This is a genomic window from Haliscomenobacter sp. (assembly GCF_965225875.1).
In the GTDB taxonomy this organism is placed as follows: domain Bacteria; phylum Bacteroidota; class Bacteroidia; order Chitinophagales; family Saprospiraceae; genus Haliscomenobacter.
Window position 1 is genome coordinate 2,661,604 of record NZ_CBDDBS010000003.1, and the last position, 17,809, is coordinate 2,679,412.

The following is a 17,809-nucleotide window of genomic DNA, read 5'->3' on the forward strand; positions in this document are numbered from 1 at the left end:
GTTTCATTTGCCTATTTTTATTTTCTCAAACCATTGAATTATTGCGAAATAGCTCATATTATTGTAATACTATTACCTTATAATTGTAATACTTTTTCAAAATGAAAAATCTTTACCAAAACCTATCCCGCGTTCCCTTTTTAGCCAAGAGTTATTCTCGCAAATTTTTGTTCATCGCCTTTTTAGGCATCCACATTCCATTGATAGGGCTGATTGGTTTCGCGGTTTTCCGCAGTGATATTTTTACTCCAGTCATATCGGTTATTGTCGCCTTTGTATTCACCCTTTTGGGCGTTTTGCTGACCTTGTTCATTTTGCATGGACTATTGTCGCCTCTGCGGCAAGCCGAACAAGCCTTGCGTCAATACCTCAGTACCCGCAGTTTACCCAACCTGCCAATGCATTATCAGGATGAAGTAGGCTCATTGTTCAATAACCTGCAAAATACCCTGGAACGCCTTGAACTATTGCTGCGCCAACGCGAAGACCTCACTGCGTTGCTCAGTCATGATTTGCGAACACCCTTAGCACAAACCATTGGCGTCTGCCAAACCATCAAACAAGAAACCGACCCCAAGGTCATCAATGAATTTTGTGATGAACTAAGTGCCGAAATGGAAAAACAACTGGCCTTTCTGGATGAGGTGCTCAACCTGTTCCGCCAGGAAGATCTCGTGCTGACCAAAACAGATTTCGAAAAAGTCAGTGTGAAAAATCTCGTTGATGGAGTACTCCAATCCATTGAGTCGGTAATCAAAAACAAACACATCCAGGTCACCCAGCAGATTGTGAATGATGTCCGTATCGGTGTAAAGCCGGAGTTATTCAAACAAGCCATCCAAAACCTGATTTTGAATGCTGTGAAGTTTTCAGAAACAAAAGGGACTGTTCAGGTTTCTTGTTTTGAAAACGACCAAAACCAGGTCTGTATCCAGGTGCGTGACCAAGGCATTGGTTTTGAACCCGATATAAGCATGCAGTTGTTTGAAAAATTCACCAAATCTGGCAAAAAAGGAACGATGGGGGAAAAATCGACAGGGATCGGTTTGTATTTGGCGAAAGGAATTGTGGAGAAACACCGGGGCCGGATTGAAGCCAGCAGCCAGGGCTTGGGTAAAGGGGCAGTGTTTTCGATTTATTTGCCCAATGTGGGATAAAACGAACACTTAGTGTGCGAAAATGGACATATTTTATTTTAGGTGGCAATATTTAATGTTGATTAACAATTAATAAAATCCTTGGCACAAAACTTGCCCTCTCGATGATGAATCAAAGTCAATCGGGGCAATATGTTCAAAAATTATGTATTCACGACCTTCCGGCAACTTTGGAAACACCAGGGTTACACGGCCATCAACATTGCGGGATTAGCAATTGGTATTGCAGTTTGTTTGTTGATCGCCCTTTGGGTAAACGACGAATTGCAATACGATCAATTTCATCAAAAGGCTGACCGTATTCATCGGGTAATCTGGAATGGCCGCTTTGGCGACAATGAGTGGAAACTACCCGTCGGACCGGTGCCCATCAAGCACGCACTGGAAGAAAATTTCCCCGAGGTTGAATACGCTACCCAAATGTACCAAACCGGGTTGACCCTCAAAAAAGGTACGGAATATGTGCGGGAAACTGAGCTTTTATACGTAGATGAACATTTCCCCAAAGTGTTCGATGTGAAGGTGCTTGCCGGAGATTTGACTCCAGCCCTTCGTGAACCCAACACCATTGCCCTGAGCCAAAGCGCCGCTGAAAAATACTTTCCCGATCAAAATCCGGTCGGGCAAACCCTTTTGAAAAATGATGGTACGCCGCTCAAAGTTTGTGCATTGGTGCAAGACCTGCCTACCCAATCTCATTTTCAGTTCCAGTTTTTAGGCGCTTTGAATCAATTGCAATCTATTAAAGAGCGTAAAGATTTGTGGGGATTTGCTTCGGTTTACAATTATTTTAGCCTCAAAGCCGGAGCTGATCCCATTGCACTGCAAAAGAAATTCCAGACCTATGTTGAGCAGCGTTTTTTGGAAGAAGAGTTTCGTTCCAAGGGCAATTTTTCCCGTTTCCCCTTTCAAAGCCTGAACTCGATCCACCTTGACTCCAATTTGGAAATGGAGCTCAGCGTCAATGGCCGGAGGGCTTATCTCTATATTTTTTCCGTGGTAGCCTTATTTATTTTAGTGCTGGCTTGCATCAATTTTATCAACCTGAGCACTGCACGCTCGATTACCCGGGCTAAGGAAGTAGGAGTGCGCAAAGCACTGGGCTCGGGGCGTGGCCAGTTGATGTTGCAGTTTTTTGGAGAATCCTTTGTGGCCGTCCTGGGGGCTTTGTTATTGGCGCTGGCTATTTTGGGGTTTAGTTTGCCCTATTTCAATGTGTTGGCCGGGAAAAGCATGGACTTGCAACGGCTGAACTTGCCTTTTTTGCTCGCTTTGTTGGCGGGGATTACCCTTTTTACGAGTTTGTTGGCCGGGGTATTTCCAGCCGTGGTGCTTTCAGGTTTCAAAACCATTGCTACACTAAAAGGACAATTGGGGAGCCACTTGGGGCGGAGCCGCTTGCGCGAGTCCTTGGTGGTGGGTCAATTTTCCATTTCTACCGCTTTGATCATTGGAACGATGGTGGTGGGAACACAGTTTCGCTTTTTGTTGAACTCAGAATTGGGTTTTAACAAGGATCGGGTTTTGGTCATCGACCGGGCTTATGCTTTGGATCAGAACTATGCGGTATTTTTAGAAAAATTGCGCAAACTACCCAGCGTTGAACAGGCCGCAGGAGCAGGCGCGCTCCCGGGAAAATTATTTGACTCTACCATTTTTGCACCTGAACAACCTGCCAATTTTAAAGAAAGCTCTTTCAATTATGTTTTTGCTGATCCCGCTTACCTGAGCACGCTGAAAGTAAAACTGGAGGCTGGCCGTGATTTTCGCCAAAACTCCCGCGCTGATTCACTCAGCTGCATCATCAATCAAGCCATGGCCAAAAAACTGGGCTGGGCTGATCCCCTTGGGAAACACATTACTGGTGGAAACAATACTGCCTATCAGGTCATTGGCGTGATGGAAGATTTTCATTACCTCTCTCTGCACCACCAGGTTGAACCATTGCTTTTGATGCCTACCATTTGGACACCCTCTTATCTAGCTATTCGTTTAAAGGCAGGGGATTTGGCGGTTCAAATCAATGCTGTAAAAAAACTTTGGAATGAATTGGCCCCAACTGCGCCCTTCGAATACAGCTTTATGGAGGACGATTACCAGAAATTTTATGAGGCTGAACAACGCCTGGGGCGGGTATTTTTCCTCTTTTCCGTGCTGGCTTTGTTCATTGCAGGTTTAGGGTTGTTTGGCTTGGCCTATTACATGGTGGCTCGGCGCACCAAGGAAATTGGTGTACGCAAAGTGCTGGGTGCAGGAGTAGGGACCGTGGTGCGTTTGCTGGCTTTTGACTTCCTGAAACTGGTTTTGATCGCTGTAGTGCTGGCGGCCCCAGTCGCCTATTGGTTGTTACAGCGCTGGTTACAGGATTTTGCTTACCGAATCGATATGCCCTGGTGGGCGTTTGTAGCAGCAGGTGGCATCGCCCTGAGCATCGCTCTACTTACCGTGAGTTTCCAAAGTATCCGTGCAGCTTTGAAAAATCCGGTGACAGCGCTTAGAAGTGAGTAAAAAGATGAGAGATGAAAGATGAAAGATGACAACAAACCAACAGCCCCAGACTTACCTGCTTTCATCTTTCATCTCTCATCTCTCATCTTTTTATTAGTTTCGTGTGTAAATCAACTCTACACATGAATCGCAAAATTATACTTTGGTCCGTTACAGTAGCGCTGGGTGGTTTTTTATTTGGTTTGGATACTGCCGTAATTTCGGGTGCAGAACAAGCCATTCAAAAACTCTGGACGCTAAATGATTTTTGGCACGGCCTGGCCGTTGCTATGGCGCTATACGGCACCGTATTTGGGGCAGCCTTAGGGGGATGGCCCAGTGATGCGCTGGGGCGTAAAAAGACCTTATTCTGGATTGGAATCCTTTATCTCGTTTCAGCACTGGGTTCGGCCCTGGCCCAGGACGTCAATACTTTTATGGTTTTTCGTTTTATCGGTGGATTGGGGGTGGGAGCCTCGTCCGTAGCTGCGCCGCTGTACATTTCTGAAATCTCTCCCGCCAAATCACGCGGGCAGTTGGTCGCTATTTTTCAGTTCAACATCGTTTTGGGTATTCTCATCGCTTATGTGAGCAATTATGCATTGCAAGGCGTAGGAGGGGAAGAATCCTGGCGCTGGATGTTGGGAATAGTAGCTTTGCCTTCCCTAGCCTTCATCATTTTTGTGCTTTTTGTGCCTGAAAGCCCACGTTGGTTGATCATCAAGAGGAATGATGAAGCCTCAGCGCGGGGAACCCTTGAAATCATTAACCCCGGAGAAGTGGATGCATCGGTAAAAGCCATCCGGGACTCTATTCATCAGGAAGTGGGCAAACGGGTAGAGCCGTTTTTTTCCAAAAAATATTCCTGGCCCATTTTGCTGGCCTTTTTATTCGCTTTGTTCAATCAGGTTTCGGGCATCAATGCGGTGATTTATTACTCTCCCCGGATTTTTGAATTGGCGGGCCAGGGAGCGAGTACGGCTTTGTTGTCTTCAACTGGGATTGGCGTTGTCAATCTGATCTTTACCATGGTCGGTATTTCACTGATTGATCGTTTTGGACGCAAGTTATTGATGTACATTGGTTCGATTGGCTACATTGTATCCTTGTCGCTGATTGCCTACGCCTTTTTTACGGAGTCTTATGCGGGTATTACCTTGTTCCTGTTTATGTTCATTGCGGCACATGCACTGGGTCAAGGCGCAGTGATCTGGGTGTTCATCTCCGAAATTTTCCCCAACCAGGTGCGGGCGGCGGGGCAATCCTTTGGCAGTTTTACCCACTGGATTTTTGCGGCAGTGATCGCCAACGTGTTTCCTTATTTTGCCAATAACTTTGGTACAGGTTCGGTGTTCCTGTTCTTTACAGCCATGATGGTATTGCAATTGTTGTTTGTAGCATTTCTGATGCCGGAAACAAAAGGGACTTCGCTGGAGGATTTGGAGAAGCGGATTATGGGGCATTGAGGGGAGGTAAAACAGTTCGTTATCCCGAATTTTAGTTAAAGAAAGTAATTAGAATCACGGTAGTGACGAGCGCTAAATGGTAGTACATTGTTTTGATTTGGCTACCGCCAAATGTTTTGTAACCGCGACGACGCGACGCTACGTGTGCTTCGCACACTTTCACGTCGTTTTGCGTCGCTCATTTGGCGCAGCCAAATGAATCGTCGCGCCGTCGCGTCGTCGCGGTTACAAAAAATCAAGCAGCGAAGCTGCGAAAAAACTTTTGGCATTACTATTCACCGCTGCCGCAGTTAGGATATCAAAATTCGAGATGACGAACTGTTTTGACCTATAAAACAGATATTTTTGTAGCGAAAAAAGCAAGTTATGGCGGACACTACATTTTCTATAGATACAATCAATTTGAATTACCTAACTGATGAAAAGGGTAAACAAACAGCTGTTTTGATACCTATTGAAGACTGGGAAGAGATAAAAAAGATGATTGAATACATTTTATTGAAAAATAGTCTTTTGCAGGCTTTTCAGGAAATGAAAGAGATGAAAAAGGGCTTGAAATCTAGGCTAAGCCTTAATGACGTGATCAATGAGTTATAAAGATATTGTTTCAGAGAGAGGAATGATTCCCTATCATACCCTCTTCCTCGACCGCGACGGCGTCATCAACGAGCGCCTCCCCGGCGACTATGTAGCCCAATGGTCCGATTTTCAATTCACCTCACGTGCGCTCGAAGCCCTAGCGTTTTTTGCTACCCATTTCCAACACATCATCGTGGTCACCAACCAGCAAGGCATTGGCAAGGGGCAAATGAGTGAAGCTCAACTGGCCGAGATCCATCAAAAAATGATCGAGGAGATTGAGGCGACGGGTGGCCGCATCGATGCCGTTTACCATTGCCCTGACTTATCCAGCGTCCCCAACAATTGCCGCAAACCCGCGCCAGCTATGGCCCTCAAAGCCCAGGCAGATTTCCCGGCCATTGATTTTCAAACTTCAATCATGGTTGGTGATTCGGTTTCCGACCTGGAGTTTGGCCAAAACCTGAGCATGTACACTGTACTCATCGAAGGCAAAAGTGACGAACTGGATAAACTGGAACGCGCACTGGCCAATGGCTTACAAGTCCATCAACGTTTTGCTTCATTGTGGGAGTTTGCCGAGTATTGCCTCGCTTCAAACCTTAATTTGTCGTAGTGTCGCTGCGGCAGCCTCAAGCTTTCTCAACTTTTTCAACAATCAAGAAAACTCCACTTCCGTAGCGCCATAACCATACCGAGGATGGTACTCGTTTTTAAAGGTTTTGACATGTGGGTGTTGAAACAGGATGGTGGCGATGGCATTTTTCAGTTTGCCTTCCCCTACCCCATGGATGATAAATACCCGGTCTACACCCGTTCTGACTGCTTCATCCAGGTATTGCTCAAAGCGGCGGATTTGGAGATTGATGATATCCGAATTGCTCATTTTGCGTTGGTCCTTCACCAGATTTTCAATGTGCAGGTCCAATTCCACTTTAAACTCAGCCAATTGTTTTACCTCGTGTTTGGGGCCACTGGAATGGTGGATAACGGTGGCGTGTGGCTGGATGTTCCGCTCGGTGTAAGATTTGAGGTCTTCCGTGCCCGTTTCCTTTTCCTCGCTGGCATCCAGTTCGTGTTTTTCAAAAACCCGGAAATGGTGAACCGGGCGATCCAAAAACGGTGCGGTAAGGATTTTGGTGAAAAAAGTTTTGGGCTTAATGTTGATTTCCTTGCGCAGTTTTTTGCTGTCGCCATCGGTCAACAAACGCCAGCATTCCATTTCTACCGATGGACTATCATTGAGCTGGTCAAACCAAAGTTCTCCAATCCGCTCGTAATGCAGGCTGTTCAACTTGCTACTGTGCTCGATCGCAGCCCTTTTCCCCAAGAACAAAGTGAAATTGTAGACCACGTCCATGCGGGTATCGTTGATCACATAAATCAGGTATTTTTCGGGAGAGCTATCATCCTTGTAAATGGGGTCAAAAGCCAGCTGAATGCCCATACTTTTCAGGATGGCGTATTGGGCATTGCTTCCTTTGACGGGCACACCTACGGCAGGTGGCACAATTTTGGGCCGTGGAGGTGGCACATTCATTTGAGGCTGGGCTTTGGGTTTGCCCTTAATGACTGGCGCAGCAGCAACGTATTGATCCGCAATCACGATGTTTTCAATGTTCACCGGAATTTCCATATCTTCACCACTAAGCCGTACATTCACCGTCTCAGCATCAAGCAAAGAAACCACTGTACCTTCATCGCCAGTATGAATAAATTTTACCTTTGTACCTATTGGAAAACGCATATTTGTAGAGTTTGAAGCAATCAGCTGTCAGCTATGAGCTTTCAGCCAAAGTGTACTGCTGATTGCTGACCGCTGATTCCTGACCTAAAATTATTACTTCTTTTGGAAAATCAAACATATTCCTGGCGCTGGCGACTGGCCCAATTTCTGGAGTTGCGTTGGTGGCGGCGTTATTTGCAGCAATTGAACTGGCCTGACTATGTGGAAGCCAAACGAGTGCACTGGCGTAAGGTGTTGACGCAAATGGATTTACACCTGCTGCCCGATGAGCGGGTTTTGGACGCAGGCTGTGGCCCAGCGGGTATTTTCACCATACTAAAAGACCAAAAAGTAGACGCGATAGACCCTTTACTTTTGGCTTATGAAGAAAAATTACCAGATTTCAGGCGGGATCAATTCCCCTATGTACACTTCCAGCCACTGATGTTGGAACAATTGGATCAACAGGAAGTGTACGACCATGTTTTTTGCCTCAATGCCATCAATCACGTAGCTGATTTGGAAAGAGCTGCCAGATGCCTGATACAAAGCCTTAAAACAGCGGGCACATTGCTGATCAGTATCGATGTGCACCGTTTTGCTCTGTTAAAATTTATTTTCCGCATGATTCCCGGTGACGTACTTCATCCACAGCAAGACGGTCTGGGGGATTATGTGCACTTATTGAAAAAACTAGGCTTGGACATTGAAAAAACCTTGGTATTAAAACGAGGTTGGATTTTTAACTACGTTGTCATAAAGGCCAAAAAAAGAATGGCTCCTCAACCTGAACAGGTCGCGAGCCATTCCGGGAACAGTGTCAAACGATAACGTAACAGAATAAATCAAGTACACCTATTTGGGATCTTTAGGTGCTTTTCTCACAGTATGCTATTGTAAAAAGGTTAATGAATGATCAGTTTGTGAACCTGGCTCAAAGGTTTGCCTTTTGCATCTACCCAATGCACAAAGTACATGCCCGCAACCAGGTTCGTCACATCTACTTGCGTGTTGCTGCTAGTGTCAGCAGGCAAGTTTTGAGATTGAATCAGTTGCCCTTGAATATTTTTGATCAGTAAGGTTGAGGCTATTGCTGGATCAGCTTTTTCAATACTCCCAATTTGTAGCTCTCGGTCCAGCATTTCTTCTGCCTCCGCATTGAAATAAAACTGTCCGTGAGCAGGATTGGGATAAATGACGGGAAGATCCTGAGTCAATGAGCGTTCATTGCTGCGGGTGACAAATACAACCCCCGCCGCTGCACTGGTATCCCCAGCCTGGCAAATGGAGCGTACCCGCCACTCATAAGTGCGACCAACCCGCACCCCGCTTACACTGGCACTGGTATTGGCCGTTACAACACTGGCCCATTTGGTTATACTGGGTTTGAGTTGGCGGATTTCAGCCAGATAAGTAGCAGAACCAACAGCCTCCCAGCGCAAGGTAACTTTACTCACTACATGCACCTGATTGATGCTCAATGGCGCCGGGCAGCTAATTTTGCTGGCACAAGGAGCACAAGAGCCACCGCAATCAATGCCGGTTTCATCGCCATTTTGTAGGCCATCACCACAGGTTTCCCCTTGGTTGATTTCAGCTAAAGCCTGTAAACCATGAGAGTTGAGGAAGCTGTTGCGAAAACCGCCCGGGGCAAAAAGGGCTTGCATTCTCCGGGCCTGGCCCTGGGTAAATAAATTCATACACCCATCATCGGTATAATCCATGAAATTTTGAACCATCAGTTTGCCTCCGCAGGAATAAGCATCCTTTGGACAACCATGATTGGCTTCATCAGAATCAGGGGTATCCGATACCATGTCGTCAATACTACAATCACCGTCGCCCCAAATGTGAAAAAGATTGAGCCAATGCCCTACTTCATGGGTAGCCGTACGCCCTCTGTCAAAGGGTGCCTTGGTATGGCCATAGCGGCCAAAAAACTGGTAGTCGATTACCACTCCGTCGGTTTCAGCAGGGCCACCAGGAAGTTGACCATAACCCATTATGTCGCCCTCCAGGTTACATACCCAAATATTGAGGTAATGTCCGGTCGGCCAGGCATCAATGCCGCCCGATTTACTGAATTTGACATCATCGTAAGTAGAAAAATGGGAATAGGAAGTGTACCGCCGGCGAATGCCATTGGTAGGTGTTCCATCGGGAGCCTGCTTTGCCAATTGGAATTGGATGCCCGTATTTGCAGCTTGCGGCCAAGCTAAGTCTGCATCAGGATTTAGTCGACCAAAGTCTTCGTTCAATACCCGGATTTGTTCCAGGATTTGTGCGTCGGAAATATTTTCGGTAGGGTTGTTGTAAACAATGTTTACGACTATCGGAATCAGAATGTTATTATCCCCTCTTAATTCTGGAGTTTGTTCAAATTGCTGTGCATGTCGCTCGATGAGCGCACGGTTTTGTGCGATTTTGGCATGCTTATTCAATACGTATTCCCAATGATCTAAAGTGGCACAATTGCGCTGCGCATAAGCAGCTGAAACCAAGAGAATTGGGAACAGGAAGCATGAGAGTGTTCTGGCAGTCATGATTTGTTTCGATTACAGTGTCCAAAAAATCAATAGACCTTTGGCACTTATTTACCCCTAAATTTTAGCGTCGCGGTGGCATGGTTTAGATGTGTTCTGTTGAATAGGAAAATGAACACATCTTTAACAATGAGGCATAATACTCTCTGGCAAGGAGAGGCCACCATGGTCGTCTCATTGTTCGTTTTTGGGCGCAAACAAGTTATTATTGGTGCAAAGAAGATGTTGGGTGCAAAGACGAGGTACCATTCTTCAGATGATGCAATTCAAGCGCAAAATCATGAAGGCAGACCAATTGCAACCAGGCAAACGCTGTGTAAATGATGTTGATTAAACCTAATGGAAACTTGAAGTACCTGAAACCGGTTATAAATGGGAACTATCACAAGGGGGGGACGTGATATTTCGACAGTAATATTACAATCATTTTTTGAAACATCCTTATCTTGAGGCGACTTTTTTCATTTTTATGTCATTTTTTTTGTAAAAATGCTGCCCTGCCGGAATTTTCAACCTGTTTTTGACCCTAATTTACAGTCCTTTTTAGTCTAAAAAACGAACCAAATTACGCTTAGTCTCTGACAGTGAGTTAGATTCAAAACACAAAACTACTCATTCATATTCTTTTGTAAACTGACATGTACATGACAAGTTTAAACCAGCAATTCCGGAAGATTTTGGTAGCCAATCGCGGCGAGATAGCCATACGGGTATTACGCGCTGCTGCTGAGCTAAAAATTTCTACTGTGGCGATCTACACTTTCGAAGATCGTTATTCCTTGCACCGCTTCAAAGCTGACCAGGCCTTTCAAATTGGAGCGGATGACGACCCACTCAAACCTTACCTTAATATAAAGGAGATCATTCGGGTAGCCAAAGACAATCAGGTGGACGCCATCCACCCTGGCTATGGCTTTTTATCTGAAAATGTAGACTTCGCCCGGGCTTGTCGCGATGCTGGAATCACCTTTATCGGCCCTGATCCAGAAATTATGGACCAGTTGGGGGATAAAATTGCCGCCAAGACCATTGCCCGCAAAACGGGCATTCCACTCATCCCCGATAGTGAACTCGACCTCAGCACTGCCGAGATCGCCCTGGCCGAAGCACGCCGCATTGGTTATCCCGTCATCATCAAGGCTGCCGCCGGAGGTGGTGGCCGAGGCATGCGTGTAGTACGCGACGATGACTCTCTGATGAAAGAATACAAGGAAGCCAGCAGTGAAGCCCTAACCGCCTTTGGTGACGGAACCCTTTTCCTGGAAAAATTCATCGAACGCCCCAAACACATCGAAGTACAAATCCTGGGCGACCGCCACGGCAATATTGTACACTTGTACGAACGCGACTGTTCGATCCAGCGTCGCTTCCAAAAAGTAGTCGAAATCGCCCCCGGGGTCAGCATCCGCAAAGAAGGCACCAAAGAAAAGCTCTATGAATACGCACTCAAACTGGCCCGGGCAGTAGGCTACAACAATGCCGGAACTGTGGAGTTTTTGTTGGATGAAGAAGAAAATGTCTACTTCATTGAAGTAAACCCCCGCATCCAGGTAGAACATACCGTTACGGAAGAAGTGACGGGAATCGACCTGGTACGTTCCCAGATTCTGATTGCTCAGGGTCTGCCCCTCACCGGGGAGGAAGTGGGCATCCCCAACCAGGAGTCCATTGAATGCTCCGGTTGCGCCATCCAGTGCCGGATCACCACGGAAGACCCCACCAATGAATTCAAACCCGATTACGGCACCCTGATTGCTTACCGCAGTCCAGGGGGTATGGGTATTCGTTTGGATGCTGGCAGTGCTTTTGCCGGTGCCCGTATCTCACCCTTTTTTGATAGTTTGTTGGTTAAGGTAACTGCCTGGGGCCGGGATATGCCTTCGGCGGCGCGCAAATTGCACCGGGCTCTGCGGGAGTTCCGGGTTAGGGGCGTCAAAACCAATATTGGCTTTTTGTTGAATTTGCTGGAAAATGAAGATTTCCAAAACCGCAACTTCACTGTCAATTTCATCAAGGAAAATCCACAGTTGCTCAAGTCGCGCAACTGGCAGGATAGCGGTACCCGGATTCTGCGCTACGTAGCGGAAGTCATTGTCAATAAAAATCCCGATGTATTATTTAAGGATCCAAATGTGGTATTGCTGAATCCGGTAGTACCAAAATACAACCATGACGAAGCTTACCCCAAAGGAAGCAAAGACCGCCTGAAAGAACTCGGGCGCGAAGGTTTTGTCCAATGGTTGAAGGACGAACCCCGCATTCAGTACACCGATACCACCTTCCGCGATGCCCACCAGTCGCTGCTGGCTACGCGGGTGCGTACTTACGACCTGATGAAAATCGCCGAAAGTTATGCCCGCCACCACGGAGATCAGGTATTTTCGATGGAAGTATGGGGTGGTGCAACCTTTGACGTAGCCCTGCGCTTTTTGCACGAATGCCCCTGGGAGCGTTTGGAGCTCATTCGTCAGGCCATCCCCAACGTGTTGCTGCAAATGCTGATTCGAGGTTCTAACGCAGTTGGCTATACTGCTTACCCTGATAATGTGATCGTCAAATTCATCGAGGAGGCCGCTAAAACGGGTATCGACCTTTTCCGCATTTTTGACTCGCTCAATTTTGTGGACTCCATGCGCACCAGCATTCGTACCGTTCGGGAGCGTACCGATTCACTTGCGGAAGCCTGTATCTGCTACACTGGTGACATCAGCGACCCAACCCGCACCAAGTACAGCTTGCAATATTACCTGGATTTGGCCCGCAGACTGGAAGACGAAGGTGCACATATCCTCTGCATCAAAGACATGGCGGGTTTGTTGAAACCCTATGCGGCAGATGTTTTGGTGAAAGAATTGAAAAAAGCAGTAGACCTGCCGATCCACCTGCATACCCACGATACTTCATCCATCCAGGCGGCTACCTACCTCAAAGCGGTAGAAGCAGGAGTAGATGTGGTTGATTTGGCGCTGGCGTCCATGAGTGGACTGACTTCGCAGCCCAATTTCAACTCCTTCGTGGCCATGATGGAAGGGCATGAACGTGAAAATCCCGTAGCATTCCACAGCCTCAACGAGTTTTCGAATTATTGGGAGTCAGTTCGCCGGGTGTACCACCCATTCGAGTCGGAATTGCGGGCAGGTTCAGCGGATGTATACGAGCATGAAATTCCAGGCGGGCAGTACTCCAACTTGCGGCCACAAGCCCGGGCCCTTGGCCTCGAAGACAAGTTTGAACTCGTCAAGCAAAATTACCGCGTAGCGAACGACCTTTTTGGCGACATCGTCAAAGTGACCCCTTCTTCCAAGGTAGTGGGCGATATGGCCTTGTTCATGACCTCCAACAACCTAAGTGCCGAGGATGTCATCAAGCGGGGCAATTCCCTGGCCTTTCCGGATAGTGTCAAGGCACTGATGCGGGGTGACCTAGGTCAGGTTGAAGGTGGATTCCCTCAAGATGTCCAGGCCGTGGTGTTGAAGGGAGAAAAGCCCTATACTGTAGCACCCAACGCGCACATGCAGCCTTTGGACCTGGACGCTGCTTTTGCAGCCTTTCAGGAAAAATTTGGGAACAATACCAAATTCCGCGATTTCCTTTCTTACCAGATGTACCCCAAGGTCTACGAGGAATACCACGAATCAAGAAGCAAATATGGTGATTTGAGCCACCTGTCTTCCAAAGTCTTTTTCTTTGGCATGGAACCCATGGAAGAAATCATCATCGAACTGGCCAAGGGTAAAAACATCGTGGTGAAATACCTCAACAAAACCCAGCCCGATGAATTGGGCAACCGGGTGGTATTCTTCCAGCTGAATGGCCAGTCGCGGATGCTTTCGGTGCGGGACAGGACTGCGAAAACAGAAGTAATCGTCCACCAAAAAGTGAGCACCGCCAAAGATGTAGGGGCACCGCTACAAGGTAGTTTGGCCAAAATCCTGGTCAAGGAAGGGGAGACAGTACAAGCCAATTCGCCCCTCTTTATCATCGAGGCCATGAAAATGGAAAGTACCATTATTGCTCACGAAGCGGGCACGGTGAAGAAAATCCATTTGAAGGAAAAGACGCTGGTGGAGCAGGATGATTTGATTATTGAATTGGAGTAACACTACTTTTGTGGAGCACAAAGGACACAAAGAAGAGCACAAAGGACACAAAGATGAGACGTTGACATAGGTTGAATCCGAAGTGGAATATTTGCCATCAGCCTAAAAAAGAATAGGCAGATGGCGTTGTCAACGTCGTTCTAATTGTGCCCTTTGTGCTCTTCTTAGTGTTCTTTGTGCTAAAAAAAATACAATGAGTCACTTATCCATTCGCCCAGCAACCCCAGCCGACCTCGACGCTGTCTGGTACCTCTGGAAAGCCGTAGTCGACCAAAAAATCTACTTCCCTTACGACGAGACCTACTCGCGTGCACAAATGGAAGCCACCTGGATCAACCTCGACAATGCGGTCTTTGTAGCAGACCTGGACGGGCAAATCGTTGGGGCCTACATCCTGCGACCCAACCAACCGGGTTACGGCAAACACATTGCCAATGCGGCCTATATGGTAGATGCTCAAATTCGGGGCCAAAAAATCGGCACCCAACTCTGCGCACATTCCATTCAAGCGGCCAAAAACTTGGGCTACCGAGGCATGCAATTCAACCTGGTGGTCAGCACCAACGAATCCGCGGTCCGCGCCTGGAAAGCCAATGGTTTTGAGATCATCGGCACCACCCCGGGTGGTTTTTACCACCATGAACTGGGGTATGTGGACACCTATATTTTTTTCAAAGACTTGACCAAGGGCTGATAAAGCAAAGGAACGATGATCATGATCAATTACCGTTTGGCCAAACCAGAAGACGAAGCTGCCATCGCCAAACTGCACGCCGAAAGTTGGCAAAAACACTACCGGGGCATTTTTAGTGATGCTTATCTGGATGAACAGGTGGTGCAGGAACGCGCCGATTTGTGGGCCGAACGTTTTGCCCATCCCATTCCCAATCGGGAGATTTTATTGGCGGAAAAAAATGGGCTCTTGGTCGGTTTTGCTTGTATTGAAATCAATGAAAATCCGATTTTTGGGACTTTATTGGACAACCTGCATGTCAGCCGGGAAGTACAAGGCCAGGGCATTGGAGCACAATTGATGGAGCGTACCGCCCAATTGGCCGAATCCAGACAAGCTGGACTAGGCTATTACCTCTGGGTGCTGGAAGACAATCAGCAGGCCCGGAAGTTTTACGCTTTGATGGGGGCCACCAATCATGAAACAATAGCGCATGATAACCCGGATGGGGGTACGGCAATGGTGTGTCGGTATATTTGGAGGAGTACAAATGAAGTTAAATTAAAAAAATAGCCTTTACAATTCCTTCAACCAAGCGCCAATCCGCTCAAACACCTGAATTTTTTCCGGCTCATTGTGCGTTTCATGATAAAAACCTTCAAACTCAGTAAAACTCAATGGGGCACCCACCCGCTCAGCAAAAGCTTTACTGGCTGGATAAGACGTAATTTTATCCGCAGTACCATGAAACAGTAAGGTTGGCACTGGCATATTACCCGCAAAAGTTTGTAAATCCTGCGCTGCCATCATCAAATCATAACCCATGCTGGGCGTGATTCTATTGTGCACCAATGGATCTTTTTGGTAAGCGGCTACCACCTGAGGATCGTGCGACAAAACGCTTACATCCAGATCGTTGGACATCGATAGTTTGGACAACAATAGTTTCAACCAACGCGCCGCACTTACCTTCCAAGCCGGTGGGGCAAAAGCCAATTCAATCCAGGGCGAAGAAACAATCAGCCCGGCAATGGCCGCCTTTCTTTTTAAGGTATAATTCAGCACCACATTTCCACCCATACTGTGTCCGTACAGCACGATGGGCGTTCCTGGATACTCCTTTTCCACTTTCCGCAGGAACAAAGCCAGATCATCCAGTAAGGCCTCAAAACTAGGGCTATGTCCCCGTGGCCCCCCCGATTCGCCATGCCCCCGCTGATCGTATGCCATCAAAGCATAACCCTGCTGGTTAAAATAATCGGCCACATGTCCATATCGACCACAATGCTCGCCCATCCCGTGCACCAGGGCAATCACTGCTTTGGGTTCAACGTGATCCCAACTTAAACAACGGAGATTTAAGCCATCGGTGGTAGTAAGATAGAGGGTACGTGGTGCTGGCATGGATTTTATATATTTACGCCAAATTAGCAATTAAGCATGAAATTAAAAATCGTTTTTATGGGAACCCCGGATTTTGCGGTTCCTTCTTTGGATGTCCTGGTGAAAAATGGCTACGAAGTAGTGGGCGTGGTGACCGTAGCTGACAAAATGGGTGGCCGGGGCATGAAGCAGGTTTTGGAATCTCCAGTTAAAAAATATGCAGTTGAACAAGGTATTCCGGTATTGCAGCCGGAAAAATTGCGCAACCCGGAATTTTTGGCCCAGTTGCGGGCCTTGGAAGCCAATTTGTTTATCGTTGTTGCTTTCCGGATGCTCCCAGAAATTGTGTGGAGTATGCCCGAATTGGGCACTTTTAACTTGCATGGCTCCCTCTTGCCTCGTTATCGCGGTGCCGCCCCCATCAACTGGGCGGTCATCAATGGAGACGTCGAAACGGGCGTAACCACTTTTTTCCTCCAACACGAAATCGACACCGGCAACATCATTTTTCAAGATAAACTCCCCATCGGTGAAAACGAAACGGCTGGCGACATACACGATCGCATGATGCAACTAGGTGCAGGTACAGTGCTTAAAACGGTGCAAGCCATCGAAGCAGGCACCGTGCCGCAGCAAGCTCAGGACGATTCCCAGGCCAGCCATGCGCCTAAAATTTTCCACGAAACTTGTCAGATCAATTTTGATCAAACCACTGCTCAAGTACACAATTTTGTACGCGGCCTGAGCCCCTTTCCTGCGGCTTGGACAACGCTGGATGAGCTGGAATTAAAAGTATTGCGAACGGAAAAAGAAATTGTCGAGCATGAACATCCGACTGGGCAGTTGTTTTCGGACGGGCGTTCGTATTTGAAATACAGCACCAGGGATGGGTTTGTGAAAGTATTGGAATTGCAATTGCAAGGAAGGAAAAGGATGGGGGTTAGGGATTTTTTGAATGGGTACGCATTAAAAAAGCAATAAGATTCTCCTTAATTGAGCTATTAAAGTCCTACGCGGTGTGCAGTTCCCAATTATCTGCACACCGCGTAAGATTTTTAGAAATCAAGACCCCGGATACCCCGCCACCGTCTTCACCTCATTGATCTGCTGCGTATGCCGATTGCTATGTCCGGCAATAAACAAGATAAACTGATAAGCGTCCATTTTGCCAGCAGGATGGGCTACAATGTGATTGCGCAGGTCTGCATTGGTGGTTTTTACCAGGTCAACCAACATGGCTCTTTTGCTGTCGAAGGCAGCAATAGCTTCTGTTAGGGATTTGAAGCCGGTATTTTCCGGTTGAAAAGATTCAGCGGTTTTGAACTTGTTGGTTCGGTTGACAATCCCAGCTTTAATCTGCTCATCCGTAGTTTTTATTTCGGCTTTGGCTTTTGGGTCAGCGGGAGCGTTGAGCGCTTGATCCAGAAAACTACGCAGAGCGCCTTCCGAAAAAGCGATATGGTACATACAATCTTGTGGCGACCAGCGGTCTGCGGCGGGTTTGTAGCTCAATTGAGCTTCCGATAAACCTTTCAAACTTTTCTTCAGCTCTTTGGTACTCCAGTTGATGTACTTCACAGCTTCTTTGCGCTCAGTTTTGGTAAGGGTTTGGGCACTCAGGGCTCCAGTAAAGACCAGCGCCAATAGAACAGTCATTGATGTTTTCATAAAATGAATTTTCGGTGTTTTAATTGT

General features: G+C 47.2%; 14 protein-coding genes. 10 read left to right on the forward strand and 4 right to left on the reverse strand.

Going from position 1 to position 17,809, the window contains the following annotated elements; all coding sequences use genetic code 11:
* The first annotated feature begins 101 nt into the window (after positions 1-101).
* The 5 genes from ACO08K_RS30645 to ACO08K_RS30665 all read left to right on the forward strand — a co-directional run bounded on the left by ACO08K_RS30645 (position 102) and on the right by ACO08K_RS30665 (position 6,305).
* Entirely contained in the window at positions 102-1,157 is a 1,056-nt protein-coding gene (locus ACO08K_RS30645) for a sensor histidine kinase (RefSeq protein WP_421800317.1), read from the forward strand.
* Positions 1,158-1,289: 132 nt separating this feature from the next.
* Positions 1,290-3,665, forward strand: coding sequence for an ABC transporter permease (locus ACO08K_RS30650; protein WP_421800318.1), 2,376 nt, complete (start codon positions 1,290-1,292; stop codon positions 3,663-3,665).
* Positions 3,666-3,787: 122 nt separating this feature from the next.
* Complete coding sequence (locus ACO08K_RS30655; protein ID WP_421800319.1) at positions 3,788-5,110, forward strand: sugar porter family MFS transporter; 1,323 nt, start codon at positions 3,788-3,790, stop codon at positions 5,108-5,110.
* Between the two features lie 366 nt (positions 5,111-5,476).
* Positions 5,477-5,707, forward strand: a complete 231-nt coding sequence (locus ACO08K_RS30660; RefSeq protein WP_421800320.1) for a hypothetical protein — start codon at positions 5,477-5,479, stop codon at positions 5,705-5,707.
* Positions 5,697-6,305 (forward strand): D-glycero-alpha-D-manno-heptose-1,7-bisphosphate 7-phosphatase, encoded by a 609-nt coding sequence (locus ACO08K_RS30665; RefSeq protein ID WP_421800321.1) that lies wholly within the window; start codon positions 5,697-5,699, stop codon positions 6,303-6,305. Before ACO08K_RS30660 ends, ACO08K_RS30665 begins: the two co-directional genes overlap by 11 nt.
* 42 nt (positions 6,306-6,347) lie before the next feature.
* Here ACO08K_RS30665 and ACO08K_RS30670 read toward each other — a convergent pair whose 3' ends face one another.
* Positions 6,348-7,436 carry a Smr/MutS family protein gene (locus tag ACO08K_RS30670; protein ID WP_421800322.1) on the reverse strand — a complete coding sequence of 363 codons (1,089 nt, stop codon included), beginning with the start codon at positions 7,434-7,436 and terminating at the stop codon, positions 6,348-6,350.
* 102 nt (positions 7,437-7,538) lie between these two features.
* Here ACO08K_RS30670 and ACO08K_RS30675 point away from each other — a divergent pair, with 102 nt between their 5' ends.
* Positions 7,539-8,246, forward strand: coding sequence for a class I SAM-dependent methyltransferase (locus ACO08K_RS30675; RefSeq protein WP_421800323.1), 708 nt, complete (start codon positions 7,539-7,541; stop codon positions 8,244-8,246).
* Between the two features lie 74 nt (positions 8,247-8,320).
* On the opposite strand, the gene ACO08K_RS30680 is transcribed toward ACO08K_RS30675, so the two are convergent.
* Positions 8,321-9,958 carry a M43 family zinc metalloprotease gene (locus ACO08K_RS30680; protein WP_421800324.1) on the reverse strand — a complete coding sequence of 546 codons (1,638 nt, stop codon included), beginning with the start codon at positions 9,956-9,958 and terminating at the stop codon, positions 8,321-8,323.
* A gap of 644 nt (positions 9,959-10,602) precedes the next feature.
* On the opposite strand from ACO08K_RS30680, the gene ACO08K_RS30685 reads away from it, so the two are divergent.
* From ACO08K_RS30685 to ACO08K_RS30695, 3 genes are all read left to right on the forward strand, one after another.
* Entirely contained in the window at positions 10,603-14,058 is a 3,456-nt protein-coding gene (locus ACO08K_RS30685) for a pyruvate carboxylase (RefSeq protein WP_421800325.1), read from the forward strand.
* Between the two features lie 193 nt (positions 14,059-14,251).
* Positions 14,252-14,752 (forward strand): GNAT family N-acetyltransferase, encoded by a 501-nt coding sequence (locus ACO08K_RS30690; RefSeq protein WP_421800326.1) that lies wholly within the window; start codon positions 14,252-14,254, stop codon positions 14,750-14,752.
* A 15-nt stretch (positions 14,753-14,767) separates the two neighbouring features.
* Complete coding sequence (locus ACO08K_RS30695) at positions 14,768-15,304, forward strand: GNAT family N-acetyltransferase (RefSeq protein ID WP_421800327.1); 537 nt, start codon at positions 14,768-14,770, stop codon at positions 15,302-15,304.
* Positions 15,305-15,307: 3 nt separating this feature from the next.
* Here ACO08K_RS30695 and ACO08K_RS30700 read toward each other — a convergent pair whose 3' ends face one another.
* A complete protein-coding gene (locus ACO08K_RS30700) occupies positions 15,308-16,135 on the reverse strand; it encodes an alpha/beta hydrolase (protein ID WP_421800328.1) in 828 nt (275 codons plus the stop codon).
* 36 nt (positions 16,136-16,171) lie between these two features.
* Between ACO08K_RS30700 and fmt the strand changes: the two genes are divergently transcribed.
* Complete coding sequence (gene fmt, locus ACO08K_RS30705; protein WP_421800329.1) at positions 16,172-17,095, forward strand: methionyl-tRNA formyltransferase; 924 nt, start codon at positions 16,172-16,174, stop codon at positions 17,093-17,095.
* Positions 17,096-17,176: 81 nt separating this feature from the next.
* Here the strand turns inward: fmt and ACO08K_RS30710 are convergent, their stop codons facing one another.
* Positions 17,177-17,782, reverse strand: coding sequence for a DinB family protein (locus tag ACO08K_RS30710; protein ID WP_421800330.1), 606 nt, complete (start codon positions 17,780-17,782; stop codon positions 17,177-17,179).
* Between the last annotated feature and the right edge of the window lie 27 nt (positions 17,783-17,809).

Excerpts from the sequence above, each read along its gene's own strand:
- ACO08K_RS30645 (WP_421800317.1), top strand. The coding sequence starts at position 102 with ATGAAAAATCTTTACCAAAACCTATCCCGCGTTCCCTTTTTAGCCAAG.
- ACO08K_RS30650 (WP_421800318.1), top strand. The coding sequence starts at position 1,290 with ATGTTCAAAAATTATGTATTCACGACCTTCCGGCAACTTTGGAAACAC.
- ACO08K_RS30655 (WP_421800319.1), top strand. The coding sequence starts at position 3,788 with ATGAATCGCAAAATTATACTTTGGTCCGTTACAGTAGCGCTGGGTGGT.
- ACO08K_RS30660 (WP_421800320.1), top strand. The coding sequence starts at position 5,477 with ATGGCGGACACTACATTTTCTATAGATACAATCAATTTGAATTACCTA.
- ACO08K_RS30665 (WP_421800321.1), top strand. The coding sequence starts at position 5,697 with ATGAGTTATAAAGATATTGTTTCAGAGAGAGGAATGATTCCCTATCAT.
- ACO08K_RS30670 (WP_421800322.1), bottom strand. The coding sequence starts at position 7,436 with ATGCGTTTTCCAATAGGTACAAAGGTAAAATTTATTCATACTGGCGAT.
- ACO08K_RS30680 (WP_421800324.1), bottom strand. The coding sequence starts at position 9,958 with ATGACTGCCAGAACACTCTCATGCTTCCTGTTCCCAATTCTCTTGGTT.
- ACO08K_RS30685 (WP_421800325.1), top strand. The coding sequence starts at position 10,603 with ATGACAAGTTTAAACCAGCAATTCCGGAAGATTTTGGTAGCCAATCGC.
- ACO08K_RS30690 (WP_421800326.1), top strand. The coding sequence starts at position 14,252 with ATGAGTCACTTATCCATTCGCCCAGCAACCCCAGCCGACCTCGACGCT.
- ACO08K_RS30695 (WP_421800327.1), top strand. The coding sequence starts at position 14,768 with ATGATCATGATCAATTACCGTTTGGCCAAACCAGAAGACGAAGCTGCC.
- ACO08K_RS30700 (WP_421800328.1), bottom strand. The coding sequence starts at position 16,135 with ATGCCAGCACCACGTACCCTCTATCTTACTACCACCGATGGCTTAAAT.
- fmt (WP_421800329.1), top strand. The coding sequence starts at position 16,172 with ATGAAATTAAAAATCGTTTTTATGGGAACCCCGGATTTTGCGGTTCCT.
- ACO08K_RS30710 (WP_421800330.1), bottom strand. The coding sequence starts at position 17,782 with ATGAAAACATCAATGACTGTTCTATTGGCGCTGGTCTTTACTGGAGCC.